Raw genomic sequence first — 22665 nt, 5'->3', positions numbered from 1 at the left:
AAGTGTGGTGACACATGGAGCTGACGAATACTAATCGATCGAGGACTTAACCAAAATGTTTGAAACATTCAATGCACCGTTTATCCAGTTTTGAAAGAACAAACTTTCATCAAGGGTTTCAAGATACGATGTATATTGAAAGCCGAAGAGAGCTTCAAGACACAAGTAGTACAAGGAAGCAAACGAGTGAATGAGGGAGCGTACCTCTGTACGTGACCGATTGAACGAGAGAAGCTGACGCAGTAATACGCCGTGTATTGGAGGTCGAAAATAGTCTAGTGATGATGGCAAAGAGGTCACACCCGTTCCCATACCGAACACGGAAGTTAAGCTCTTTAGCGCCGATGGTAGTTGGGGGCTTCCCCCTGTGAGAGTAGGACGTCGCTAGGCACCTAGAAAAGTCGAGGATTTATTTCTTGGCTTTTTTTGTTTGCAATTTTTTAGAACGAGAGAACTCTCCTTCCTCAAGGTGTGTAGGGCGATAACCTAATTCGTTCGAATGCTACACAAAATCTTGAAGTCAGCAAAACAGAGTTAATTTCTTAAGATTAACTCTGCTTTTTTATTTTCCGCAAACCGAATTTTTTACGAAAGCCGCCTCAACTACGCTCACCCTTTTTTCCTAAAACAACTAATAATCCAAGAAAAATATACGGATATGATAGAAGTGTCAATTCAAGAAAGCTTAACCCGAATAATGAAGAATGTTCATCTGCATAATTACCGGCATCAACCAAATATTTACCAATTAACAAATAACTAGATATAGAAAGAATAATCAGTAGTAGCCCAATCATATTAAATTTAAATTTGCAGATTGTATAGATAGTTACTAGAATATAAATCAAACCAAGCAAAATTAATAAGAAGAAAATATACAATGGTTCAAAAACACCCACTAAATCCCTCCTAAATTAAATAATAACTTTCTTGCTCCGTTACTTTAAAACGTTCGAAATGAACAGGAGTTCCAATTATAAACAAATCTTCCGTTTAATATTAACTAAAATTCATTCCTGCTTATTGAACAAACCCACTCGATTGATTGAAAAGCAACAATCTTTTAAAAAACAGCCATTTTCATTGATTTTAGAAGATATAAACAGAACTTTCAGAAAATATATTGTATTGTGAAAAAAACTGTGCTAGGCTATGTATCATGCAGAATGAAGTTCGAACTTCAAAAATAAAATAAAAAAGGATGTACTTCTTTGATGGATAATCAAACAATTCACCAAGTCATTCAACATAAATACCAGGAACTTTCAAAGAGTCAGCAGAAGGTAGCTGTCTTTATTCTCAAAAATATGCAGACTGCAGGTATTCATTCAGCTGCATATGTGGGGGATAGGGCAGGGGTAAGTGAAACGACAGTTATCCGCTTTTGCTACGCTATAGGATTATCGGGTTATGCTGAGTTGCAACGTGAGATAACGATGCATTTATTCAATGAAGGAAATACTAGTAGCTTGCAAAATTATTTGCAATCAAAACAGGCACTTTTTGAAACGCCGCGGTTTTATGAAAAAACGATGGAAAAGGATGCTTCTAGCATTTTAAACGTTGCAAAGAACATTAACGAAGAAGATTTTAATCGTGCTTCCGTCTTGCTGCATACGAAGAAAAAAATTTATATTATTGGGAATGGTTCGTCCCATTTAGCGGCACAATGGTTGTATTTTACGTTAAATATGCTACGTTCTAACGTCGTGATTTTAGATTTTGAAACTAGTGAAATCATTAGAGCTTTACAAGAAATCGATGAGGATAGTGTGGTCATTATTTTATCGTTCCATCGCTATTTTAAAGAGCCGATTCAATTTGCAGCTGAAATTCAAGAAAAACATTGTGAAATCATCGGCATTACAGATTCTAAAATTGCACCTATTACACAATATGCGACGATTACTTTTATAAATGAGCAACAAGAAATGTCTACGATTGATGCAATGCCAGCACTGATTTCATTTTTAAATACATTAATTGCAGGTATGACTGCACAGGATCACGACTATTATGAAAATCAACGCGTAAAATATGATGATTTCCAAAATAGCTTTTTAGCAAATCGATGGAGTTGAATAATATGAATCAAGTATTACCTAACTTACAGCCGAGATTGGCAGAGATTTTTACACATCTACATGAGCATCCGGAAATTAGCTGGCAGGAAAAGCAGACAACGAAATACATCGCCAATTTGTTGAAGGAGGCACAGATGGAGCCTCAGTTATTCGAAGATATGACCGGACTGTATGTAGATATTGGGAAAGGAACGCCGAGCGTTGGATTTCGTACGGATATCGATGCACTATGGCAGGAAGTAGATGGTGAATTTAAGGCGAATCATTCTTGTGGTCATGATGGTCACATGACGATGGCTATTGGGACAGCACTAGTGTTGAAGGATATGGAGCATTTGCTTCCCGGTGCAGTACGTATTCTTTTTCAGCCTGCTGAAGAAAAAGCACAAGGTGCTCGAGCATTCGTTGATAAGGGGCTTATTGATCCTCTAGAATACTTATTTGGTGTCCATGTTCGTCCGTTGAAAGAATTACGGGACGGAACGTACGCCCCGGCCTTGTACCACGGTGCGGCAAAGCTTTTTACGGGGACTATTATTGGAGAAGAGGCTCATGGCGCACGACCTGAACTTGGCATTAATGCCATTGAGGTAGGGTCCGCAATTATTGAAGGTTTACAAAAAATCTGGACAGACCCTAATGTCTCTTCGTCAGTCAAAATGACGCAATTTAATGCAGGAGGAACCTCTACGAATATTATTCCTGGGAAAGCAACATTTAGCATTGATGCACGGGCACAAACAAATGAAGTAATGGAGTCTCTCACGGATGGTGTTGAACGTGTAAAAGCATCGGTTGAAGCGATGTATGGAGCCAAAATTTCTTTAACTGTAGATGCACATATCGTTGCAGCATTAGTGAATGATGAGGCCTTACAGCATATGAATTCCGCTATTGTTGACGTGGTTGGGGAAAGCGCATGTACTCCACCAGTCGTTACCCCTGGAGGAGAGGATTTTCATTTTTATACGTATGAGCGTCCAAACCTTAAAGCAACAATGCTTGGCTTAGGTTGTGGTGTAACACCAGGCTTACATCATCCGAAAATGACCTTTAATCGAGAGCGGCTTATTACAGGAGTGAACATTATTACGAGAGCGATTTTACGAGCTTTATAGAACGAGCTGTTCATATAGGATAAAGATATAGAAAGAAGTGATAGGATGATTGACATAAGGGAAATAAAGACAATCGAGCAGCTGGAACAAGCTCAGCAATTGGAATATAACATTTGGGGGATGCCTTCTATTCCCATTCATCAAACGTTAACCGCTGTGAAAAACGGTGGGATCGTTGTGGGTGCCTATGATGGTGAAAAATTAGTTGGCTTTTGCTATGGCTTTTCGGGGTTTCGAGAGGGCAAAAGCTATTTGTGCTCTCATATGTTGGGGATAGACGAAAATTACCGCTCTCAAGGAATCGGTGAAAAATTAAAATATGCCCAGCAAGCCATTGCTATAGAGCGGGGCTATGATTTAATGGTATGGACCTTTGATCCGCTGGAAACACGTAATGGTTATCTTAATCTCTCCAAATTAAATGGCATTTGTTATACGTATATAGAAAATTGCTATGGAGAAATGCAGGATGGTTTAAATAAGGGGTTACCCTCTGATCGTTTTGAGGTGAGCTGGTATATAGCCTCTGATTACGTCAATAAAAGCGTTTCAATAGATGCAAAGAATGCCACACCAGTGGCTAACTGTGTACAAAATGAACAAGGATTCTTATATTTGGAAATAACTGAAAATTTAAAATATAATAGCGATTTATATACGCTGCCTGTACCGAAGGATTTTCAAGCATTGAAGTTGCAAGACCCGACATTAGCATTGGACTGGCGCTTCAAAACGAGACGCATATTACAACAATTGTTTGCACAAGGTTATGCAGCCGTTCAATTGCAACAGCAAGAAAATTACAACGAGTATGTTCTCGTTAAATTAGAAACTTTAGGACTGGAAGGGGCAAAGCAATATGAAAATAACGGAATGTACCATTAGACATTTAAAGATGAAATTAAAAGAACCATTTACAACAAGCTTTGGCACATTTGATGATAAGGATTTTTTAGTTTTAGAGGCTAAAGATGAATCAGGAACAATCGGTTGGGGAGAATCTGTTGCCTTTCATTCTCCTTGGTACAACGAGGAAACATTACAAACGAACTGGCACATGCTAGAAGATTTCTTAATTCCTCTTATTTTAAATAAAGAACTTCAGCATCCAGATGAAGTCAATGAGCTATTTAAACCGATTCGTAAAAATAATATGGCGAAATCAACGATAGAAGGTGCTATTTGGGATATTTACGCCCAACAGACGAATCAATCTCTCGCGGCTGCACTTGGTGGCAAAAAGGACAATATTGAAGTTGGGATCAGTATCGGTATTCAAAAATCAATCGAGGACTTAGTGGCGTTAGTAGATGGTTTTGTGAATGAAGGCTATAAACGAATGAAAATTAAAATCAAACCGGGTTGGGATGTAGAAGTAATGCGTACATTACGTGAGACGTTCCCAGATGTGGCGTTTATGGCGGATGCGAACTCAGCTTATCGTCTCACAGATGCTGAAACGCTCAAACAGCTAGATGCCTTTAATTTAACAATGATTGAGCAGCCATTGGCGTCAGATGACATTATTGATCACGCAGCTTTACAAAAATTAATCGATACGCCTATCTGCTTGGATGAAAGTATCCATTCATTAGAAGATGCACGTAAAGCTGTTGAATTGGGCAGCACTAAAATTATTAACATTAAAATTGGACGTGTTGGTGGCTTAACTGAAGCCAAGAAAATACATGATTATTGTGAGGCGAATGACATTCCTGTTTGGTGTGGTGGCATGCTGGAGTCGGGTATTGGTCGTGCACATAATGTGGCGTTAACTACATTATCGAATTTTATTTTACCTGGTGATACAGCAGGTTCCAGTCGATATTGGGAAAAAGACATTATCGACCCAGAAGTTGTGGTGAAGGACGGTCTTATTGAAGTTCCTCAAAAAGCGGGTATCGGTTATGAAGTAAATAGAGAGACGATCGACTTGTTTACAGTAGCACAGAAAACTTATAAATAATGTGACTTCCGCTGAAATAGAGGAGCTCAGGCTAAGAACTTCACATCCTGTGAAAACGCCTGAATGATCAGGATAGTGCTGTTGCTGGCGCTACGCTTTCACGTAAAAGCCATTTGTTGGCCTATAGCCTCCAGTGGATGACATGGAGTTATGCCGAGGCATAGTTGATTTAAATAGAAAAGCAGGTGTTCTATGAAAAAAAGTTGGCAGATAGGTGGCGCATTTGTAGGATTAATCGTTGGTGCTGGCTTTGCATCAGGACAAGAAATTATGCAATACTTTACGAGTTTTGGTCTTTACGGTATAGCAGGAGGAATTGTCGCAACAATCGCATTTGCTTTTTTAGGGATGAGTCTAGCTCAATTAGGGGCAGATTCACAAACGACATCTCATAAAGAAGTAATCTATCAAATTGGTGGGCGTTATGTTGGCGTACTATTAGATATAGTCATAACGTTCTTCTTATTTGGTGTAGCGGTTGTTATGTTTGCGGGATCAGGGTCAACGTTTGAGCAAATGTTCGGTATGAGCCCGATGATCGGCAGCATTTTCATGGTAATCATTACGATTTTAACGCTGCTATTAAATGTGAAAAATATTATTAATATAATAGCTTTAGTGACGCCATATTTAATGGGGATTGTTTTTATCATATTAATTTACTCTATTTTCACAATGGACTTAACAATTGCAGAACAGAATGTGCTAGCGAAAGAGCAATCATCTGCGGCTTCCAATTGGCTAGTAGGTGCACTCCTCTATGTATCTTATAACATAGCTGCAGGTACGGCGATGCTAATTGTTATGGGGGGGACGGTTAAAGAGCGTAAGATTGCTGGTTTAGGCGGTTTTCTTGGTGGTATTATGCTCGGTGTTTTAATCATACTTATTAATATTGCTTTATTCGTTAAAATGGACGTAGTTGGTGGGACAGCAATGCCAACATTAGAGCTAGCCAAACAAATTCATCCTGTAGTGGGGATTTTAATGTCTATTGCTTTATTAGGCATGATGTACAATACGGCTGTAGGAATGCTTTACGCCTTTACAGTACGTTTTATAGCGCCTGACCATAAATATTTTAAAATAGGAATCGTGGTAATTGGTTTAATAGGCTTTGTTGCGAGTTTAGTTGGGTTCACGACATTAGTTGGAAAGGTTTATTCAACAATGGGCTATTTAGGTTTTGCATTAATTATTGCAATTATCATCTCTTGGTTACGTAGAATACCAAAAGCTTCATAACTATGTTTTGTAGATTCTCTAGTGTTTTTGTACAGCACTAGGGAATTTTTTTGAGATTTTAGTAATAAAAATAAGATGGAAAGCATACAGTAATTGTAGGTTTTTTTATTTGTGGTGGTTTTCATAATTCTACTTTATGTAAAATAAATTCTCGAAAAATTAATTATATTCTATATAGACGCTAGACACTATTTTTTAGAAATGCTATATTAATGATGTCATAGTTTTTTAATAATTAGGAAAATTAAGGGTTGTCAACAGAATTATAGGGTGGCATTGCATATTGTTAAAACGTATGTCATAGAGACTGGACGCCCTTAAGAAAGCGCTCAGTCGGAACGGAAATCAACATACATTATGCGATAACCTACAACCTTTTCTAATTATAAGAAGTGATTGAGTAAAGAGTTATAAGAAGGATGATAGATGCCTATGGTAAAGAAAACATTAAAACAACGCATTGTTGACGCTTCTGTAGTGCTATTTCAGCAAGATGGCTATCACAATGTAACTGTTGATCGCATTGTTGAATACATTGGTGCATCAAAGGGTGGATTTTATCATAATTTTAAATCGAAAGATGAACTGTTGTATGAAATTCACGATGTATTTATTTCGTATGTGATTAAACAGTCACAGGAGGCATATGACAAATACGAGACACCGATTACACGTTTATGTGCAATGCTGCAAACACTAACACAAGTGTTTGATATGTACCAAGCGCATATTACGGTTTTTTACGAGGAAAGTCATTCCTTGGCACAGGAATATAGTGAAATCATTCATAAAAAACGAGACCAATATCGGGATATTTTACAAAGAGTCATAGAGGAAGGCCAGCAAACAAAGGATTTTCGTACAGAACTACCTTGTACTATTGTAACGATGGCTATTGTCGGGATGATTAACTGGACATACAAATGGTTTAAGCAATCAGGTCCATTAACAATGGAGGAAATTACAGAAGTATTTACGGATATGATATTGCGTGCGATTGTCACTGAACAAGCAATGGACGAAGCAATTCAATTTATGGTCAAGGGGAAGCCAGCAACGACTGGTTTTATTAATATTTAAAACAAACCGACTAGTCGGTATTAACTTCTTTCAACGCGTATCCAAACACCCGTTGAAATAGAGGAACTCAGTCTAAGACCGCCACGTCCTGTGGCAACGACTGATGACCAGTATCATGTTGGCTCAAAGCCTTCGACGAATGTCACGGAGTTATGCCGAGGCATAATTGATTTATTACAGCTGTCATCTGAACGAAATCTGCTATGGCAAATTAAACATTAGGGGGACTGGGGATGAACTTTGAACTAACGAAAGAGCAAGAGATGATTCGAGATATGGTACGTGATTTTGCTGAAAAAGAAATTAAACCGTATGCTCGTGAGATTGACGAGACATCGACGATGAGAATAGAAAGCTTTAAAAAGATGGCAGAGCTAGGCTTATTAGGGATCCCATTTCCTGAAGAGTACGGCGGTTCAGGCGGAGATACTGTTTCCTATGCACTTGCTGTTGAAGAAATCGGACGTGCATGTGGCGGCACAGGATTAAGCTATGCAGCCGCAGTTAGCTTAGGTGCTTCGCCTATTTACAATTTCGGCACAGAGGAGCAAAAGCAAGAATGGCTTGTTCCGTTAGCGAAGGGAGAAACATTAGGTTCGTTTGGTCTAACAGAGCCAAATGCAGGTTCAGATGCTGGTGGAACACTTACAACAGCTGTAATTGATGGTGATGATTACATCATTAATGGTGAAAAATGCTGGATCACAAACGCGGGCTTTGCACGCCAAATTATTGTGACAGCAGTGACAGGTAAACGTGAAGATGGTAAAAAAATTATTTCATCTATCATTGTACCAACTAACACTCCTGGCGTAACGATCAACTGCAATTACGACAAAATGGGCGTACGTGGTTCCAATACGTGTGAGATTATTTTGCAAAATGTTCGTGTACCAAGAGCTAATCTTTTAGGGGATGAAAAACGAGGATTTAGCCAATTTTTAAATACGTTAGACGGTGGGCGTATTTCCATTGCTGCATTATCAGTAGGAATTGCACAGGCAGCTTATGAGAAAGCATTAAAATACGCTAAAGAACGTGAACAATTTGGTGCACCTATATCAAAACTTCAGGCAATACAATTTAAATTAGCCGATATGGCAATGGAGATAGAGCTTGCACGTACGTTAGTACATAAGGCGGCATGGCTTAAAGATCAAAAGAAACCATTCGGGAAGGAAGCGGCAATGGCAAAATTATTTGCCTCTGAAATGGGCTTCCGCACGTGTAATCAAGCAATTCAAATTCACGGTGGTTCAGGGTATATGAAAGAATACGACGTAGAGCGTCATTTGCGTGACATTAAGTTAATGGAAATCGGTGAGGGAACGTCTGAAATTCAACGTCTCGTTATTTCTCGTCTAATTGGTTGCTAATCATAATCAATTATGGCTCGGCATAGTTGCGTCCGGAATCGGCTTTGTGCTAGCACAAAGCACTCCTTTCCGATTCTGTGACATCCGCTGGAGGCTTTGGGCCAACTGATGTTGGTCACTCAGTCTTTGCCACAGGACGTGGCGTTCTTAGACTGAGCTCCTCTATTTCAGCAGGTGTTTGGACATCCACTGGAAAGTAGCTTAAACAAGCATTCATTTCACCACATATAGAGATGTGAGATGAATGCTGAAAGAAGTTAAATAGCATAGGGGGATTTTCATGGCAGAACTTGTGTATCAAACTATTGGTCAATTGCTAGATGAACAATCTAAACAATATCCACAACGCGAAGCATTAGTGTATGCAGATAGGGATTTACGTATGACTTATGAGGAGCTCAATCGGCAAAGTCGTTTAGTCGCTAGAGGGTTGATGGCTCTTGGAATAGAGAAGAGTGAGCATATTGCAGTTTGGACGACTAATGTTCCAGAATGGGTACAGCTGCAATTTGGTACAGGTAAAATGGGAGCCCCAATCGTCACTGTAAACACTAATTATCGTTCAAGCGAGTTGGAATATTTATTGAAGCAATCCGATGCAAAAACGATTATTTTAATTGAAAATTATCGAGACCATTCTTTTATAAATACACTGCAAGAGTTATGTCCAGAGCTTGAACATTGTGAACCAGGCAATTTGCAATCAGAGCGACTACCTTTATTAAAAAATGTTATTTTAATTGGCGAGACAAAATATCCCGGAGTGCTAAACTGGTCTGATGTGTTATCTGCTGCAGAGCAAATAACAGAGGAGCAATTAGATCAAAGACAGCAAGCACTTCATTATGATGATGTTATTAATATTCAATATACTTCAGGAACAACAGGTTTTCCGAAAGGTGTTATGTTAACGCATTATAACTTAGTCAATAATGCGATTAATATTGCAGAATGTATGCGTTTAACTTACGAAGATCGCTTGTGCATTCCTGTCCCATTCTTCCATTGCTTTGGCTGTGTAATTGGAACATTAGCGATTACTACTAGTGGTGGGACGATGATACCAGTACAAGAGTTTTCGCCTACTGAGGTGTTACAAACGGTTGAAAAAGAAAAGTGTACCGCGTTACATGGCGTACCAACGATGTTCATTAGTGAGCTTAATTTACCGAATTTTGCGTCTTATAATCTATCAACGTTGCGTACTGGAGTAATGGCTGGCTCTAACTGTCCGATCGAGGTTATGAAAGCAGTTATCGACAAAATGGGCATGAAGGATATTACGATTTGTTACGGGCAAACAGAAGCCTCACCTGTTATTACACAAACGAGAGCTGATGACCCGCTACTGTTAAAGGTGGAAACAGTTGGCCGCGCATTGCCAAATCTAGAAGTTAAAATTGTCATTCCTGGTACGAACGAAGAAGCTGCGCCGAATGAGCAAGGGGAGCTATGTACGAGAGGCTACCATGTCATGAAAGGTTACTATAATAACCCAGAAGAAACGCTTCTTGCAATAGATGAGGATAACTGGCTGCATACTGGGGATTTGGCAACGATGGATGAGGCTGGCTATATACGTGTAACAGGGCGTTTAAAAGATATGATTATTCGTGGCGGTGAAAATATATCTCCTCGAGAAATTGAAGAATTCCTTTATACACACCCAAAAATTGCGGATGTACAGGTTGCAGGTGTTCCTGATCCTGTTTATGGAGAGGAAGCGGCAGCCTGGATTATTTTGCGAGAAGAAGAGCAGGCAACAGAGGAAGAGATTCGAGATTATTGTCGGGATAAAATCTCTAGACATAAAATACCACGACATATTTTCTTTATCGAGGACTATCCAATGACTGCATCTGGAAAAGTACAAAAGTTTAAATTACGAGAAAATTTTGTTCCTACAGTGAAGTAAGAAGGGGGTCAGACTTATGTTCAAGAAGGTGTTAATTGCCAATCGTGGAGAGATAGCTAGACGTGTTATAAGAACATGCAAACGACTAAATGTTCAAACAGTTGCAGTGTATTCTGAGGCAGACGCTGAAAGCTTACATGTGAAGGATGCAGATGAGGCGTTCTGCCTTGGAAAGCCACCTGTTGCCCAAAGCTATTTAAATATTGATCGCATTCTTGAAGTTGCGAAGGAAAGTGGCGCTGACGCAATTCATCCTGGCTATGGCTTATTATCAGAAAACGCTGAGTTTGCTAAACGTTGTACAGAAGCGGGCCTTGTATTTATTGGGCCAAGCGCGGACGTAATTGCTTCGATGGGTAGTAAATTAGAAGCTCGAAAAACAATGAAAGCTGCCGGTGTACCAATTGTTGAAGGTGTAGAGACACCGGTAAAAGATGTCGCGGAAGCTATTGAAATTGCTTCCCGCCTAGGCTATCCGATTATGTTAAAAGCCTCTGCTGGCGGTGGAGGGATCGGCATGCAGCTCGTTGAAAATGCCGAGCAATTAGCAAAAGCCTTTGAGGGGAATCAAAAGCGTGCACAGTCATTCTTTGGTGATGGCACGATGTATATGGAACGATTTATTGCGGATCCTCACCACGTCGAGGTACAAATTATTGCAGACCATGAAGGTAATGTCGTACCACTATTTGAACGTGAGTGTTCGATTCAACGTAGAAATCAAAAAGTAGTGGAGGAAGCGCCATCTCCATTCATTTCTGAGGAAACAAGAAAAAGAATGCTAGATGCATCAGTTAAGGCAGTTCAGCATATTGGCTATGTGAATGCTGGTACGATTGAGTATTTAGTAGATGCGGAGCAAAACTTTTATTTTTTAGAGATGAATACGCGCTTACAAGTGGAACATCCAGTGACGGAGGAAATTACAAAGCTAGATCTTGTGGAGGAGCAATTAAAAATTGCGGCAAAACAACCGCTAGCATTTACTGGCGGTAGTATACAAAGACAAGGACATGCGATTGAAGTACGTATTTATGCCGAAAATCCGTCAACCTTTTTCCCTTCTCCAGGCACCATAACGGCATTTGAATTGCCTACAGGTGAAGGTATTCGCCATGAATGCGGCGTAGAGGCTGGCACTGCGGTAACACCTTTTTACGACCCAATGATTAGCAAATTAGTTGTGTGGGGAGAAACACGAGCAATTGCGTGTGAAAGACTGATTAAGGCACTTAACGCGTATAAAGTAGAAGGTATTCAAACAAATATTCCGATGTTGTTGAAAACAGTGACACATGAACAATTTTTAAAGGGCTATACAACCACTAAATTTGTGGATGAATATTATTTACCTCAATTAGCAGAGACGAAGTAAGAACATTTATCCTCATGCAGCAGATTCCTGCTGAATGAAGATAATGGCCTCCGACGGATGTCACGGATTTTAAAAGAAATGAATAAAGGATGTTAGCCTAACACCTTCGCATCCTGCGAAAACGGCTAACTGACCTGCATCGGTAAAAACGCCACGCCCTGTGGCATTACCGAAATGACCGACATCGTGTCGGCCCTCGTGCAGGCCTGTGCACAATTCAAAATCCGGACGCATTGTTTATCTGCGCGAAAGCGAAGCGTCAGCGGCAATTACGCCAAGGCGAAATTGATCAAAGCATTCGCACTTAAACAATGAGTGCGGATGCGTTATTCATACATTTGGAGGGATTTACAATGGCAACAGTTAAAGCGAGCATGGCAGGAACAGTATGGAAAATCGTTGTAACAGAGGGCGAAAAAGTGACTGCAGGACAAGATGTGGCAATTTTAGAGTCGATGAAAATGGAGATTCCTATTGCAGCAGAAGAAGATGGCGTAGTTACAAAAATCATTGCGAATGAAGGGGATTTCATTAACGTAGATGACGATATTTTAGAAATCGAATAAGGAGGCTTCTTTATGCAGCTACCAAAGCATGTAACGTTAAAGGAAGTTGGTCCTCGTGACGGCTTGCAAAATGAGAAAACGCATATTGCAACTGCCGATAAAGTACAGCTAGTAAATTTACTTAGTCAAACTGGATTGAATTATATCGAGGTAACGTCTTTTGTGCATCCGAAGTGGATTCCACAGCTGGCTGATGCAGTGGAGGTTCTTCAAGCCATTAAACGCCAAAAAGATATCACGTATGCGGCACTAGTACCGAACATGCGTGGCTTAGAACGTGCATTGCAGGCTGAAGTAGACGAAGTGAGCGTTTTTATGTCGGCAAGTGAGAGCCATAACCAAAGCAATATTAATAAATCAATCGATGAAACATTTCCGATATTACAGGAAGTTGTGAACGGGGCAAAGGCAGCGCATAAAAACGTACGGGGCTATATCTCAACGGTGATTGGGTGCCCGTATGAAGGTTACATACAACCAGAAAAAGTATTGCGAGTAACAGAAAAATTACTGGAAATGGGCGTCGATGAAATTTCTCTTGGTGACACGATTGGCGTTGGTGTACCGACACAGGTGGAAAGTCTTTTAGAAGAATTATTAAAAAGATACCCTGTAGAAAATTTTGCGATGCATTTTCATGATACACGTGGCACAGCGCTAGCAAATATCGTTAAATCTTTAGAAATGGGCATTACGAGGTTTGATAGTGCGCTTGGTGGACTTGGGGGCTGTCCATATGCCAAAGGAGCATCAGGTAATGTGGCTACGGAAGATTTATTGTATTTATTAAATGGAATGGGTATTAAAACGGGTGTAGAACTGAATAAAGTGCTAGAGGCTGCACTGTTTATTGAACAGAAACTAGGGAAGGCAGTTGCCTCTAAACAAATGGCGATTGCCCGTAATGAAAGGAGTGCGAGTCAAATATGACGCAACTCGTTCGTTTTGAATTATTAGATGGTTGCATTGGGCTTATTACCCTTTCAAGACCGGAAGCGGCAAATGCGATGTCTGTACAATTGCTCCAAGAGCTTAGCACGACTCTCGACAACATAAATGGTGATCCGGCAGTACGAGTCGTATTGCTAACAGGAGCGGGGGAAAAAGCCTTTTGCGCAGGAGCAGATTTAAAAGAGCGTAAAGGGATGCCAGACCGACAAGTAAAGCAAATTGTGCAATTAATTGGAGCAACAGTGGCAAAAGTAGAAGCACTCGCTCAACCAGTTATTGCCGTATTAAATGGTGTCGCTTTTGGTGGCGGACTCGAGTTAGCGTTAGCCTGTGATTTACGCCTGGCAGCTGCCCATGCCAAGGTAGGCCTTACGGAAACCTCTCTCGGCATCATCCCGGGGGCAGGAGGTACACAACGACTACCGCGACTAATTGGCATTGGAAAAGCGAAGGAATTAATTTATACAGCGCGTCGATTAAATGCAGAGGAAGCAAGAAGTTACGGCATTGTAGAGTATGTTCATGAGGGACATGAAGTACTTGAAAAGGCACAGCAGCTTGCACTAGAAATGGCAAAAAATGCTCCACTTTCTTTAGTACAGGCGAAAATCGCCATGAATCAAGGTGTTGAAGTCGATTTAGCAACTGGTTTAAAAATCGAATCACTTGCATATAATGCTCTGATTCCTACAGAAGATCGATTAGAGGGCTTACTTGCTTTCCAGGAAAAACGAACACCGCAATATGTAGGGAAATAAAGTTCTGATAAGAGATTTTGAAAGGTTTTAAAGTAGAATTTTAAAATATTGGCATATCAACAAAAGTGGGGCTAGATGACTTCTTGGGGCTCATCGAACGCCCCTAGGAAGGTCTGCTCTGCGCGAAAGCGAAGCGACAGCGGCGAATGTTTTAACTGTGCGAAAGCGTAGCGACAGCAACGAAGCGCCCAGCTGGAACGGAAATCAACCCCACGCTATGATGACGAACCAAAATCTAGGTATATTATTAATTATTTATGCTAAGGCGTAACCGTTTAGGCAAAAGGAGGAATTAACTATGAGCAATGTACCGACAGAAAATACGACGAAAACAATGAAGGAACAAATTTTAGCAGGTGGCCTGCCAAAATATCACGATAAAAATGCACAACAAGGAAAGCTATTTGTACGTGAACGACTCGAATTATTATTAGATGATGGGCTTCAATCCGAAGATGGCTTGTATGCGAACTGCTTAGCAGGGGACCTACCAGCAGATGGCGTTATCACAGGAATCGGTAAAATCCATGGTCGTACTGTTTGTGTTTTAGCAAACGATTCGACGATTAAAGCAGGCTCTTGGGGTAAACGTACAGTAGAAAAAATGATTCGTATTCAAGAAACAGCTGAAAAGCTAAATTGCCCATTACTGTATCTAGTCGATTCAGCAGGTGCACGTATTACTGATCAATTAGAAATGTTTCCTGGTCGCAGAGGAGCAGGACGCATCTTCTATAATCAGGTTAAGCTTTCAGGTAAAATTCCTCAAATATGCTTACTGTTTGGCCCTTCTGCGGCAGGTGGTGCCTATATCCCTGCATTCTGCGATATCGTTGTCATGGTAGAGGGCAATGCATCGATGTATTTAGGATCTCCTCGTATGGCGGAAATGGTTATAGGCGAGAAGGTAGATTTGGAAACAATGGGTGGAGCGAAAATGCACTGTTCTGTTTCCGGTTGTGGAGATGTGCTTGCTAAATCAGAACAGGAAGCTATTTCCTATGCTCGTAAATACTTGAGCTATTTCCCGAATAACTATGCAGAGCGTAGTAAGGTAGAAGCTCCAAAACCACCAGCTTCGTTTGAAAAATCGATTGATGAGCTAATACCGAAAAATCAAAACGTTCCTTTTGATATGTATAAGCTAATTGAACGTATTATTGATGAAGATTCGTTCTGTGAAGTAAAAAAATTATTCGCTCCAGAATTAATTACAGGGCTAGGGCGCATTAATGGGCAACCCGTTGGAATTATCGCCAACCAACCGCGCGTAAAGGGAGGCGTTTTGTTCCACGATTCAGCTGATAAAGCTGCAAAGTTCATTTCACTTTGTGATGCGTTTAATATTCCGCTTCTTTTCCTTGCCGATGTACCAGGCTTTATGATTGGTACACAGGTTGAAAAAGCAGGGATAATACGCCATGGTGCGAAAATGATTTTTGCAATGAGCGAGGCAACCGTTCCTAAATTAACGGTCATTGTTCGAAAGGCATATGGTGCAGGGCTGTATGCAATGGCAGGTCCAGCTTTTGAGCCAGACTGCTGTATTGCATTATCCAACGCACAAATTGCTGTAATGGGACCTGAAGCTGCAGTTAACGCAGTCTATGCCAATAAAATTGCTGAACTCCCAAAAGAGGAGCAAGCAAGCTTTATTGCAGAGAAACGCAAAGAATATCAAGAGGAAATCGATGTCTATCGTCTAGCTTCAGAGCTGATCATTGACGATGTTATTGAGCCAAATGATTTAAGAAAAGCACTTGAATCACGTTTAGAGCTTTATATGTCAAAGTACTTATTATTCTCAGAACGTAAGCATGGAGTAAATCCAGTATAAAACCTTGAAATAACGCTGTCTCAGCTAATAATTGAGGCAGCTTTTTTATTTTGTGTTGTTTTTGACATGTTGTTCAGTCATCTCTTTTCTAAGCGAGATCGGACAGATGTGAAGGCTATACAATTTGCGATAGTATGCTATAACGCTTTATCCATCTTATTATTACCACTTGCTTAGGGAAGCAGGGAATATTAAAATTATGTGAGGATATAGGGAAGTAGGTGGTATAGGCATGACAAAAAATAGTATACATAGTGGAGCCAAGCTACCGTTACCTTATCGTTCATTAATAGATACATATTATTTACCGATAAAGATAGCAGGGTGGATCTTTTTTTGTATCTATTCTGTAATAGCTTTTTATAAACTAGTCATTGATCGTCTAGTGAATGTGGTCGTTATGTTGTTCAATGGTGAATATTCTTTTGGTGAATTAGGGCTGTTTGATTATAGTAACTGGCGATTAACGACAAATTTTATTCCCTTTGATACAATTCTTCGCTATTTAAATTACGCTCAGTATTTTAATGTTGATATCATTATTATTAATTTACTCGGCAATTTATTAATATTTACCCCAATGGGCTTTTTACTACCACTATTATCAAAAAAGTGCCGCAAAGCTTGGATCGTTATTTGTATAGGCTTTATCTCTAGCCTAGCGGTAGAAACTATCCAGTTTATTTTTACGGTTGGCTCAGCAGATATTGATGATTTAATTTTAAATACGCTAGGAGCATGGCTTGGCTACCTAGCCTATAAAAGTATACTTATTAAACCTAAAAAAGATAGATAGAAAACAGTCCTTGCTAAAGGGCTGTTTTTTTAGTGGTGAATTAACACCATTTATAAAGTAATAACAGTAATAATTTTTATTGAAATTATATATTGCAGTAATAAATGAACGAAAAAACAAATTTAACTATAGGTTTTTATGCCTATTTTGACGAAAGTGAATTATTTCGTTAGGAGCTTAGTATTAATTTGCTCTTGAATTTGATAAAGAAAATTCCGATAATTAAGGTACAGAAACTATTCAGAGAAGAAATTATCATATCTATTTTTTAACTCGCATATTAAATAAGAAAGCCGAGGTGAATCATATGAAACTATCAAGTTTAATAGAACAAGAAAGACTGTCATCACACTATAATCGTAAAAAGATTTTACAGCGAAAACAAGCAGGTGATGCATATCGAAAAAATGCAATGTATTTTCCACCAAAGAAAAATCCATTATTGCTTGAGCTAGAAAATTTACTTTTAGGGCATACAGATCAAGAACTCTATGAACAACAAAAAGAGGAATCTAAAGAAGTCACGCCACAACAACAAGCAATCATTCAAGATTTGCAACAAACGAAAAAGAATGTGCTCGCTCATGAGCAAACGCAAAAAGCTGAAGCTCTTGCGTATTCACAGCTAGAGCATGTAAATGTGGAGACGTTACAAATATTAGATCAGGTGAGGAATACAGCGCTAGCCCCCTCGCAGCCATCACCACAAGATTTACGTGTAGCGGCAAGTGCAAATGCTCAAATACAGCATATGCAAGCGCAATTAAATGGTCAAGAGGTAGATGAAAGTGAACCTGCTTTTGTACATGGAAGTATTGACGTTAATGTACCAGAGCGTTTTTCGAAGGAATTGAAATTGGATCCATTTGCAGATACAATTTTCGGTAAGAGTTATGCGGAGGCATATAAGGCGCGAACATTTAAATCCGCTTCTGAAAAATATGCCACTCATATTCAAATGGCAAAAGAAGGCTATCAACCAGGAAATGACCCTATGTTCTCCATGATAGCCTAATGCTGCAGATAGGAGATTTTTGACATGGCGAAGGCAAAGCATGCGAAAACAAATGCGATAAGATTATTGGAGCAACAAAAAATACAGTTCGAAGTAATTGAATATGAGACTGGTGACGGCCAAGTTGACGGAATATCGGTTGCAGAAAAAATTGGTCACCCAGTTTCTAATGTTTTCAAAACATTAGTAGCAAAGGCAAGTGTACAAAAGCTCTTTGTGTTTGTTATCCCTGTAGCAGATGAGCTTGATTTAAAAGCTGCTGCAAAGGTTATCGGAGAGAAAAAAATCGATATGCTCCCGGTCAAGGAGTTACTTGGTTATACAGGCTATGTACGAGGCGGATGCTCGCCAGTCGGCATGAAGAAGCTTTATCCGACTGTGATCGATGCGTCGGCTCAAGAGCAAGGAAGTATTATTGTAAGTGCCGGAAAAATTGGCATGCAAATCCACGTACAGCTAGATGATTTAGTCGCTGTGACAAAATCAAAGATTGCATCAATCACCACTACCCAAAAATGATATGCTGGGTAGTTTTTTTATTGGCATTTTGCGGATGAATCACTTAGATAAGCAGTAGACTGCTAGGCTAAGAAGGAGAAACACTTAGGTAACTCGAAAATGCTCTGCAAGTTGGTCGATATCCATGAATTTGAGAACATTACTTTCTATTTTGTTTTTTTATTGTAGGGGCAGGAGTAAATGCAACTGTTATTATTACTCCTAAATATAAAGGATACTTTAAAAATTCATTTGTTGAATAACCCAATAAATAAGGTACACCTATTAACATCATTGTTATACCAATTGCAAAGAAAACAATCCCAATTTTTTTATCATACATTTCCCTCCAAACGTAAAAATTCGACTTTGTCTGGATATTCCTTTTTTATCTTATGTGAAAAATTAAAAGTAGCTTTTCATTTTTTTTAAGGTTCCTTCATATAATGCAAGGCATAAGAAAGGGGGATCGAAATTGAACGGAAATGTGACTTATTACTATGGACACGCACTGACTGGGCAAGGAGTTAAACATTTATATAAAGAACTGATGGATGAGGCAGAATTAGTTTATATTTTGCAGGGTGCACCGACGTTTAAAGGATCTGAGCTTCTTAAAGAGCTTGGGTATTTTTATGTGAAGCAGGGCTTTGCGGTGGAGTGGTTTAAGCATGCTTTGCTGGAGGATGTTGTAGAGGCAGTATACATTCAAGGCTGTAATCGATTATTTGTATGGTCATCGGAGTGGGGGATTGAACCCACTTTTCTTGGCACAAAGCATCGGGTGATGTCATTTTATGATTGCTTAGAAGAAGTTCAGCTTGAAAAGGTTGGCGAACAGCTTGCTAATACGATGACGGAACGAGAGTCATGGCGTGAGAAGTGTATTTCGTCGCTTACTAAAGCTATAAAGATTCATGATGATTGGGAAGTAGTCACACAGAGCTGTATGAACTGGGAGGCGTTAAATGACCAGGTTGAAAATTTAAAGGCAGATGTTTTCCAATCGATGGTCTTAAACAAAACAGGAGTGCGCACGCACCGCTTACTCGGAACATTAACACCGAGGGGGGCCGAAAATACAGTAGATAGTATAACGAAAAATGTATCTCGGAGATTGATGATCAAAGGAAAACCGGGTACAGGTAAATCTTCGTTAATGAAAGGTTTGGCAGACGAAGCGAATGCGAGAGGTCTCGATGCGCAAATTATTTGGTGTGGGTTGGATGCAAACTCTGTTGATATGGTTCTTATCCCGGAATTAAATTTCTGCATCTTTGATAGTACGGATCCTCATATCTTTGATCCAGAGGACGGCAGACTAGGGGATGAAATTTTCGATATAGGGAAACATTGCGCAATTTCACAGAAAGCAGAGGCGCAAATTGAAGATATTCGAGCAAATTATAAAGAAGCAATGCAAGATGCAATGGGTTATTCGAAACGTTATGCGGAAGCGGAGTATACAGTCCGTCGGCTAATCGATAATTGTCTATCGTCATCTCTATGGCGAGAAAAAACTGCCCCACTATTCGAAAGATTAACAAAGTAATTTTTCTTATAACATGCATGTGCTACACTAGGAGCTAGAACAGTTTTCCTAGGAAAGGATGATACGCTTGTCAAAAGTATTGAATGCATTTTTAGATGAAAACCTACAAGACTTACATGAACAAGGCTTATACAATGAAATTGATCCAGTAGAGGGAGCAAACGGACCCATTATTCAGGTACGTGGCAAAGATCTAATTAATCTATCCTCAAACAACTATCTTGGCTTAGCAACGAATGAAGAATTAAAGCGTATTGCCAAAGAAACAATAGAGACATACGGTGTGGGGGCTGGAGCAGTCCGTACGATTAACGGTACACTTGATTTACACGTAAAATTAGAGGAAAAGCTTGCTGAGTTTAAAGGAACAGAGGCAGCGATCTCTTATCAATCTGGTTTTAACTGTAATATGGCAGCTATTTCAGCTGTTATGGATAAAAATGATGCGATTCTTTCAGACCAATTAAATCATGCTTCGATTATCGATGGCTGTCGTTTATCACGTGCGAAAATTATTGCCTATAATCACTCCGATATGGATGATTTACGTGCAAAGGCAAAGGCAGCAACAGAATCAGGCTTATACAATAAAATCATGGTTATTACGGATGGCGTATTCTCAATGGACGGTGATATTGCAAAATTACCAGAAATCGTTGAGATTGCGAAAGAGTTTGATTTAATAACATATGTAGATGATGCGCACGGATCAGGGGTAACAGGTAAAGGGAAGGGTACTGTAAAGCATTTCGGTTTAGAAAAAGAAATCGACTTCCAAATTGGTACACTTTCTAAAGCAATTGGTGTTGTTGGTGGGTATGTAGCAGGTAAGAAAAATTTAATTGACTGGCTAAAAGTGCGTTCTCGTCCATTTTTATTCTCAACAGCATTACCACCAGGTGATGTTGCTGCGATTACAGCGGCAGTGCAAATGCTGATTGACTCAACAGAGCTTCACGATAAGCTTTGGGAAAATGGCGATTATTTAAAAGCGGGTCTTGCTAAATTAGGCTTTAATATCGGCGAATCTGAAACGCCAATTACACCATGTATTATTGGTGATGAAAAGCTTACACAGGAATTTTCACGTCGCCTATTTGAGGAAGGCGTCTACGCTAAATCAATCGTTTTCCCAACGGTTCCAAAAGGCACAGGACGTGTTCGTAACATGCCTACAGCGGCACATACAAAAGAAATGCTGGACGGCGCTCTAGCAATCTATGAAAAAGTCGGTCGTGAACTAGGCGTTATTCAATAAAAAATTGGGCTATCTCAATAGTGAGGTAGCCCAATTTATATTAATGTTCCGATAAATCGGTGAAACGTTCCGATAAATCTTTTATCTCTATCTCAAACTGCCGGACGCTTTATTTACGCTCCATCTTTTTTCACTAATGTGATATCACGTAGTCCTTTTATTGATATTGCCCCCGCTAAAGCGATGGAAACTTTTAATTCATCATATAAATTCGCCATTACTTTTTCGACTCCTTGCTGCCCATCTAATGCTAGTCCGTAGACGAAGGGACGACCAATGGCAACAGCATCAGCTCCTAAAGCGAGTGCTTTAAGAGCATCCATTCCACGATACACACCGCTATCTAAAATAACAGGAATTCGTCCTTTTACAGCTTTCACAATATCAGGAAGGGCATCGAGTGAACCAATTACGCCATCCAATTGGCGACCACCGTGGTTTGATACGATAATACCGTCAATGCCGTTTTCAATAGCTAGTTTTGCGTCTTCAGGATGTAAGATTCCTTTCAGTAAAATAGGGAGATTAGAACGGCGCTTTAATTCACGTACATTCTCCCAATTTAATGTTGGATGGAACACATTTTGCAAAACGCCCTGTACATATGACTCGAATGAATCATCTGGTAAAGAAGCAGTAAAAACAGGATCATTCATATAGTTTCCTCGAGCATACCCAAGTTTTAATGGTGAAAATTGATTGCGAACATCTTCTTCACGCCAGCCAAGCATGACGGTATCTACAGTTAAAACAATAGCCTCAAAACCAGCAGCCTCGGCTCGGGCTGCCATGCTATATGCAATTTCCTCATTTGTTGACCAATATAATTGAAACCATTTAGTAGCAGTAGGGGCTGTTTGTGCCACATCTTCAAGTGCATAGCTTGAAACTGTACTTTGAATATAAGGAATTTTTAACTGATCAGCCGCACGAGCAACGGCAAGCTCTCCCTCGTCATGTGCCATTTTGTTCATGCCAACAGGAGCAAATAAGAGCGGAGTTGGATGTACTTTTCCGAACAGCTCAATCGATGTATCAATACTTGAAACATCCTGTAAAAAGCGTGGAATAATAGAGTATTTTTCAAAGGCGGCACGGTTATTTCGTAATGTTTGTTCACCCCCAGCACCTGAACGAATGTAGCCAAACGGACCAGCTTCCATCTTTTCTGCAACAGCCTTTTCTAAATCTGCAAAGCAAATAGGGAAGGGGGCTTGTGCATTTATATTTTTTAACAGTAGATCACCATGTGTTGTTTTTGTCATCGTAATCCTC

The 22665-nt window shown here is 39.7% G+C and carries 21 protein-coding genes and 1 rRNA gene; 19 read left to right on the top strand and 3 right to left on the bottom strand.

Annotated elements, in window-relative coordinates; all coding sequences use genetic code 11:
* Window positions 1–274 precede the first annotated feature (274 nt).
* Window positions 275–390, top strand: a 5S ribosomal RNA gene (gene rrf, locus ABNX05_RS24205).
* A gap of 209 nt (window positions 391–599) precedes the next feature.
* Here the strand turns inward: rrf and ABNX05_RS24200 are convergent.
* Window positions 600–899 carry a hypothetical protein gene (locus tag ABNX05_RS24200; protein ID WP_349662032.1) on the bottom strand — a complete coding sequence of 100 codons (300 nt, stop codon included), beginning with the start codon at window positions 897–899 and terminating at the stop codon, window positions 600–602.
* Window positions 900–1214: 315 nt separating this feature from the next.
* On the opposite strand from ABNX05_RS24200, the gene ABNX05_RS24195 reads away from it, so the two are divergent.
* The 16 genes from ABNX05_RS24195 (at window position 1215) to ybaK (ending at window position 18601) form a co-directional block, all read left to right on the top strand.
* Complete coding sequence (locus ABNX05_RS24195; RefSeq protein ID WP_349662031.1) at window positions 1215–2081, top strand: MurR/RpiR family transcriptional regulator; 867 nt, start codon at window positions 1215–1217, stop codon at window positions 2079–2081.
* A gap of 5 nt (window positions 2082–2086) precedes the next feature.
* Window positions 2087–3202, top strand: coding sequence for a M20 peptidase aminoacylase family protein (locus tag ABNX05_RS24190; RefSeq protein WP_349662030.1), 1116 nt, complete (start codon window positions 2087–2089; stop codon window positions 3200–3202).
* Between the two features lie 45 nt (window positions 3203–3247).
* Entirely contained in the window at window positions 3248–4087 is an 840-nt protein-coding gene (locus ABNX05_RS24185) for a GNAT family N-acetyltransferase (protein WP_349662029.1), read from the top strand.
* Window positions 4062–5168, top strand: coding sequence for an o-succinylbenzoate synthase (gene menC, locus ABNX05_RS24180; RefSeq protein ID WP_349662028.1), 1107 nt, complete (start codon window positions 4062–4064; stop codon window positions 5166–5168). The genes ABNX05_RS24185 and menC overlap by 26 nt, the downstream gene beginning before the upstream one ends.
* Before the next feature lie 192 nt (window positions 5169–5360).
* Window positions 5361–6413 (top strand): YkvI family membrane protein, encoded by a 1053-nt coding sequence (locus tag ABNX05_RS24175; RefSeq protein ID WP_349662027.1) that lies wholly within the window; start codon window positions 5361–5363, stop codon window positions 6411–6413.
* Window positions 6414–6845: 432 nt separating this feature from the next.
* Window positions 6846–7493, top strand: a complete 648-nt coding sequence (locus ABNX05_RS24170) for a TetR/AcrR family transcriptional regulator (protein ID WP_349662034.1) — start codon at window positions 6846–6848, stop codon at window positions 7491–7493.
* A 233-nt stretch (window positions 7494–7726) separates the two neighbouring features.
* Window positions 7727–8869 carry an acyl-CoA dehydrogenase gene (locus ABNX05_RS24165; protein ID WP_349662026.1) on the top strand — a complete coding sequence of 381 codons (1143 nt, stop codon included), beginning with the start codon at window positions 7727–7729 and terminating at the stop codon, window positions 8867–8869.
* A 280-nt stretch (window positions 8870–9149) separates the two neighbouring features.
* On the top strand, window positions 9150–10784 hold the full coding sequence (locus ABNX05_RS24160; RefSeq protein WP_349662025.1) for an AMP-binding protein: 1635 nt from the start codon (window positions 9150–9152) through the stop codon (window positions 10782–10784).
* 16 nt (window positions 10785–10800) lie between these two features.
* Complete coding sequence (locus tag ABNX05_RS24155; RefSeq protein WP_349662024.1) at window positions 10801–12159, top strand: acetyl-CoA carboxylase biotin carboxylase subunit; 1359 nt, start codon at window positions 10801–10803, stop codon at window positions 12157–12159.
* A 353-nt stretch (window positions 12160–12512) separates the two neighbouring features.
* Entirely contained in the window at window positions 12513–12725 is a 213-nt protein-coding gene (locus tag ABNX05_RS24150; protein WP_004225532.1) for an acetyl-CoA carboxylase biotin carboxyl carrier protein subunit, read from the top strand.
* Window positions 12726–12737: 12 nt separating this feature from the next.
* The gene (locus ABNX05_RS24145) at window positions 12738–13655 is read left to right on the top strand and encodes a hydroxymethylglutaryl-CoA lyase (protein ID WP_349662023.1); all 918 of its coding nucleotides are present in this window, start codon (window positions 12738–12740) and stop codon (window positions 13653–13655) included.
* The gene (locus tag ABNX05_RS24140; RefSeq protein ID WP_349662022.1) at window positions 13652–14434 is read left to right on the top strand and encodes an enoyl-CoA hydratase; all 783 of its coding nucleotides are present in this window, start codon (window positions 13652–13654) and stop codon (window positions 14432–14434) included. The genes ABNX05_RS24145 and ABNX05_RS24140 overlap by 4 nt, the downstream gene beginning before the upstream one ends.
* 298 nt (window positions 14435–14732) lie before the next feature.
* Complete coding sequence (locus ABNX05_RS24135) at window positions 14733–16271, top strand: acyl-CoA carboxylase subunit beta (protein ID WP_197139540.1); 1539 nt, start codon at window positions 14733–14735, stop codon at window positions 16269–16271.
* A gap of 232 nt (window positions 16272–16503) precedes the next feature.
* Window positions 16504–17067, top strand: coding sequence for a VanZ family protein (locus ABNX05_RS24130; protein WP_349662021.1), 564 nt, complete (start codon window positions 16504–16506; stop codon window positions 17065–17067).
* A 307-nt stretch (window positions 17068–17374) separates the two neighbouring features.
* Complete coding sequence (locus tag ABNX05_RS24125; protein WP_349662020.1) at window positions 17375–18082, top strand: hypothetical protein; 708 nt, start codon at window positions 17375–17377, stop codon at window positions 18080–18082.
* A 24-nt stretch (window positions 18083–18106) separates the two neighbouring features.
* On the top strand, window positions 18107–18601 hold the full coding sequence (gene ybaK, locus ABNX05_RS24120) for a Cys-tRNA(Pro) deacylase (RefSeq protein ID WP_349662019.1): 495 nt from the start codon (window positions 18107–18109) through the stop codon (window positions 18599–18601).
* Window positions 18602–18740: 139 nt separating this feature from the next.
* Here the strand turns inward: ybaK and ABNX05_RS24115 are convergent, their stop codons facing one another.
* Window positions 18741–18923 carry a hypothetical protein gene (locus ABNX05_RS24115; RefSeq protein WP_349662018.1) on the bottom strand — a complete coding sequence of 61 codons (183 nt, stop codon included), beginning with the start codon at window positions 18921–18923 and terminating at the stop codon, window positions 18741–18743.
* A gap of 132 nt (window positions 18924–19055) precedes the next feature.
* On the opposite strand from ABNX05_RS24115, the gene ABNX05_RS24110 reads away from it, so the two are divergent.
* Both ABNX05_RS24110 and ABNX05_RS24105 read left to right on the top strand, forming a co-directional pair.
* Window positions 19056–20132 carry a nucleotide kinase gene (locus ABNX05_RS24110; protein ID WP_349662017.1) on the top strand — a complete coding sequence of 359 codons (1077 nt, stop codon included), beginning with the start codon at window positions 19056–19058 and terminating at the stop codon, window positions 20130–20132.
* 58 nt (window positions 20133–20190) lie between these two features.
* A complete protein-coding gene (locus tag ABNX05_RS24105; protein ID WP_349662016.1) occupies window positions 20191–21390 on the top strand; it encodes a glycine C-acetyltransferase in 1200 nt (399 codons plus the stop codon).
* Between the two features lie 113 nt (window positions 21391–21503).
* Here the strand turns inward: ABNX05_RS24105 and ABNX05_RS24100 are convergent, their stop codons facing one another.
* Window positions 21504–22655: an alpha-hydroxy acid oxidase gene (locus tag ABNX05_RS24100; protein WP_349662015.1), complete on the bottom strand. Its 1152-nt coding sequence runs from the start codon at window positions 22653–22655 to the stop codon at window positions 21504–21506.
* Window positions 22656–22665: the final 10 nt, after the last annotated feature.

The sequence above is a fragment of the Lysinibacillus zambalensis genome, assembly GCF_040183165.1.
Taxonomy (GTDB): domain Bacteria; phylum Bacillota; class Bacilli; order Bacillales_A; family Planococcaceae; genus Lysinibacillus; species Lysinibacillus zambalensis.
Note: the sequence above shows the minus strand (reverse complement) of the source record. Positions and strands in the feature narration are given on the sequence as shown.

What these genes read in the sequence shown, in the direction of transcription:
- ABNX05_RS24195 (WP_349662031.1), top strand. Translation starts at nt 1,215, where the DNA reads ATGGATAATCAAACAATTCACCAAGTCATTCAACATAAATACCAGGAA.
- ABNX05_RS24190 (WP_349662030.1), top strand. Translation starts at nt 2,087, where the DNA reads ATGAATCAAGTATTACCTAACTTACAGCCGAGATTGGCAGAGATTTTT.
- ABNX05_RS24185 (WP_349662029.1), top strand. Translation starts at nt 3,248, where the DNA reads ATGATTGACATAAGGGAAATAAAGACAATCGAGCAGCTGGAACAAGCT.
- menC (WP_349662028.1), top strand. Translation starts at nt 4,062, where the DNA reads ATGAAAATAACGGAATGTACCATTAGACATTTAAAGATGAAATTAAAA.
- ABNX05_RS24175 (WP_349662027.1), top strand. Translation starts at nt 5,361, where the DNA reads ATGAAAAAAAGTTGGCAGATAGGTGGCGCATTTGTAGGATTAATCGTT.
- ABNX05_RS24170 (WP_349662034.1), top strand. Translation starts at nt 6,846, where the DNA reads ATGGTAAAGAAAACATTAAAACAACGCATTGTTGACGCTTCTGTAGTG.
- ABNX05_RS24165 (WP_349662026.1), top strand. Translation starts at nt 7,727, where the DNA reads ATGAACTTTGAACTAACGAAAGAGCAAGAGATGATTCGAGATATGGTA.
- ABNX05_RS24160 (WP_349662025.1), top strand. Translation starts at nt 9,150, where the DNA reads ATGGCAGAACTTGTGTATCAAACTATTGGTCAATTGCTAGATGAACAA.
- ABNX05_RS24155 (WP_349662024.1), top strand. Translation starts at nt 10,801, where the DNA reads ATGTTCAAGAAGGTGTTAATTGCCAATCGTGGAGAGATAGCTAGACGT.
- ABNX05_RS24150 (WP_004225532.1), top strand. Translation starts at nt 12,513, where the DNA reads ATGGCAACAGTTAAAGCGAGCATGGCAGGAACAGTATGGAAAATCGTT.
- ABNX05_RS24145 (WP_349662023.1), top strand. Translation starts at nt 12,738, where the DNA reads ATGCAGCTACCAAAGCATGTAACGTTAAAGGAAGTTGGTCCTCGTGAC.
- ABNX05_RS24140 (WP_349662022.1), top strand. Translation starts at nt 13,652, where the DNA reads ATGACGCAACTCGTTCGTTTTGAATTATTAGATGGTTGCATTGGGCTT.
- ABNX05_RS24135 (WP_197139540.1), top strand. Translation starts at nt 14,733, where the DNA reads ATGAGCAATGTACCGACAGAAAATACGACGAAAACAATGAAGGAACAA.
- ABNX05_RS24130 (WP_349662021.1), top strand. Translation starts at nt 16,504, where the DNA reads ATGACAAAAAATAGTATACATAGTGGAGCCAAGCTACCGTTACCTTAT.
- ABNX05_RS24125 (WP_349662020.1), top strand. Translation starts at nt 17,375, where the DNA reads ATGAAACTATCAAGTTTAATAGAACAAGAAAGACTGTCATCACACTAT.
- ybaK (WP_349662019.1), top strand. Translation starts at nt 18,107, where the DNA reads ATGGCGAAGGCAAAGCATGCGAAAACAAATGCGATAAGATTATTGGAG.
- ABNX05_RS24115 (WP_349662018.1), bottom strand. Translation starts at nt 18,923, where the DNA reads ATGTATGATAAAAAAATTGGGATTGTTTTCTTTGCAATTGGTATAACA.
- ABNX05_RS24105 (WP_349662016.1), top strand. Translation starts at nt 20,191, where the DNA reads ATGATACGCTTGTCAAAAGTATTGAATGCATTTTTAGATGAAAACCTA.
- ABNX05_RS24100 (WP_349662015.1), bottom strand. Translation starts at nt 22,655, where the DNA reads ATGACAAAAACAACACATGGTGATCTACTGTTAAAAAATATAAATGCA.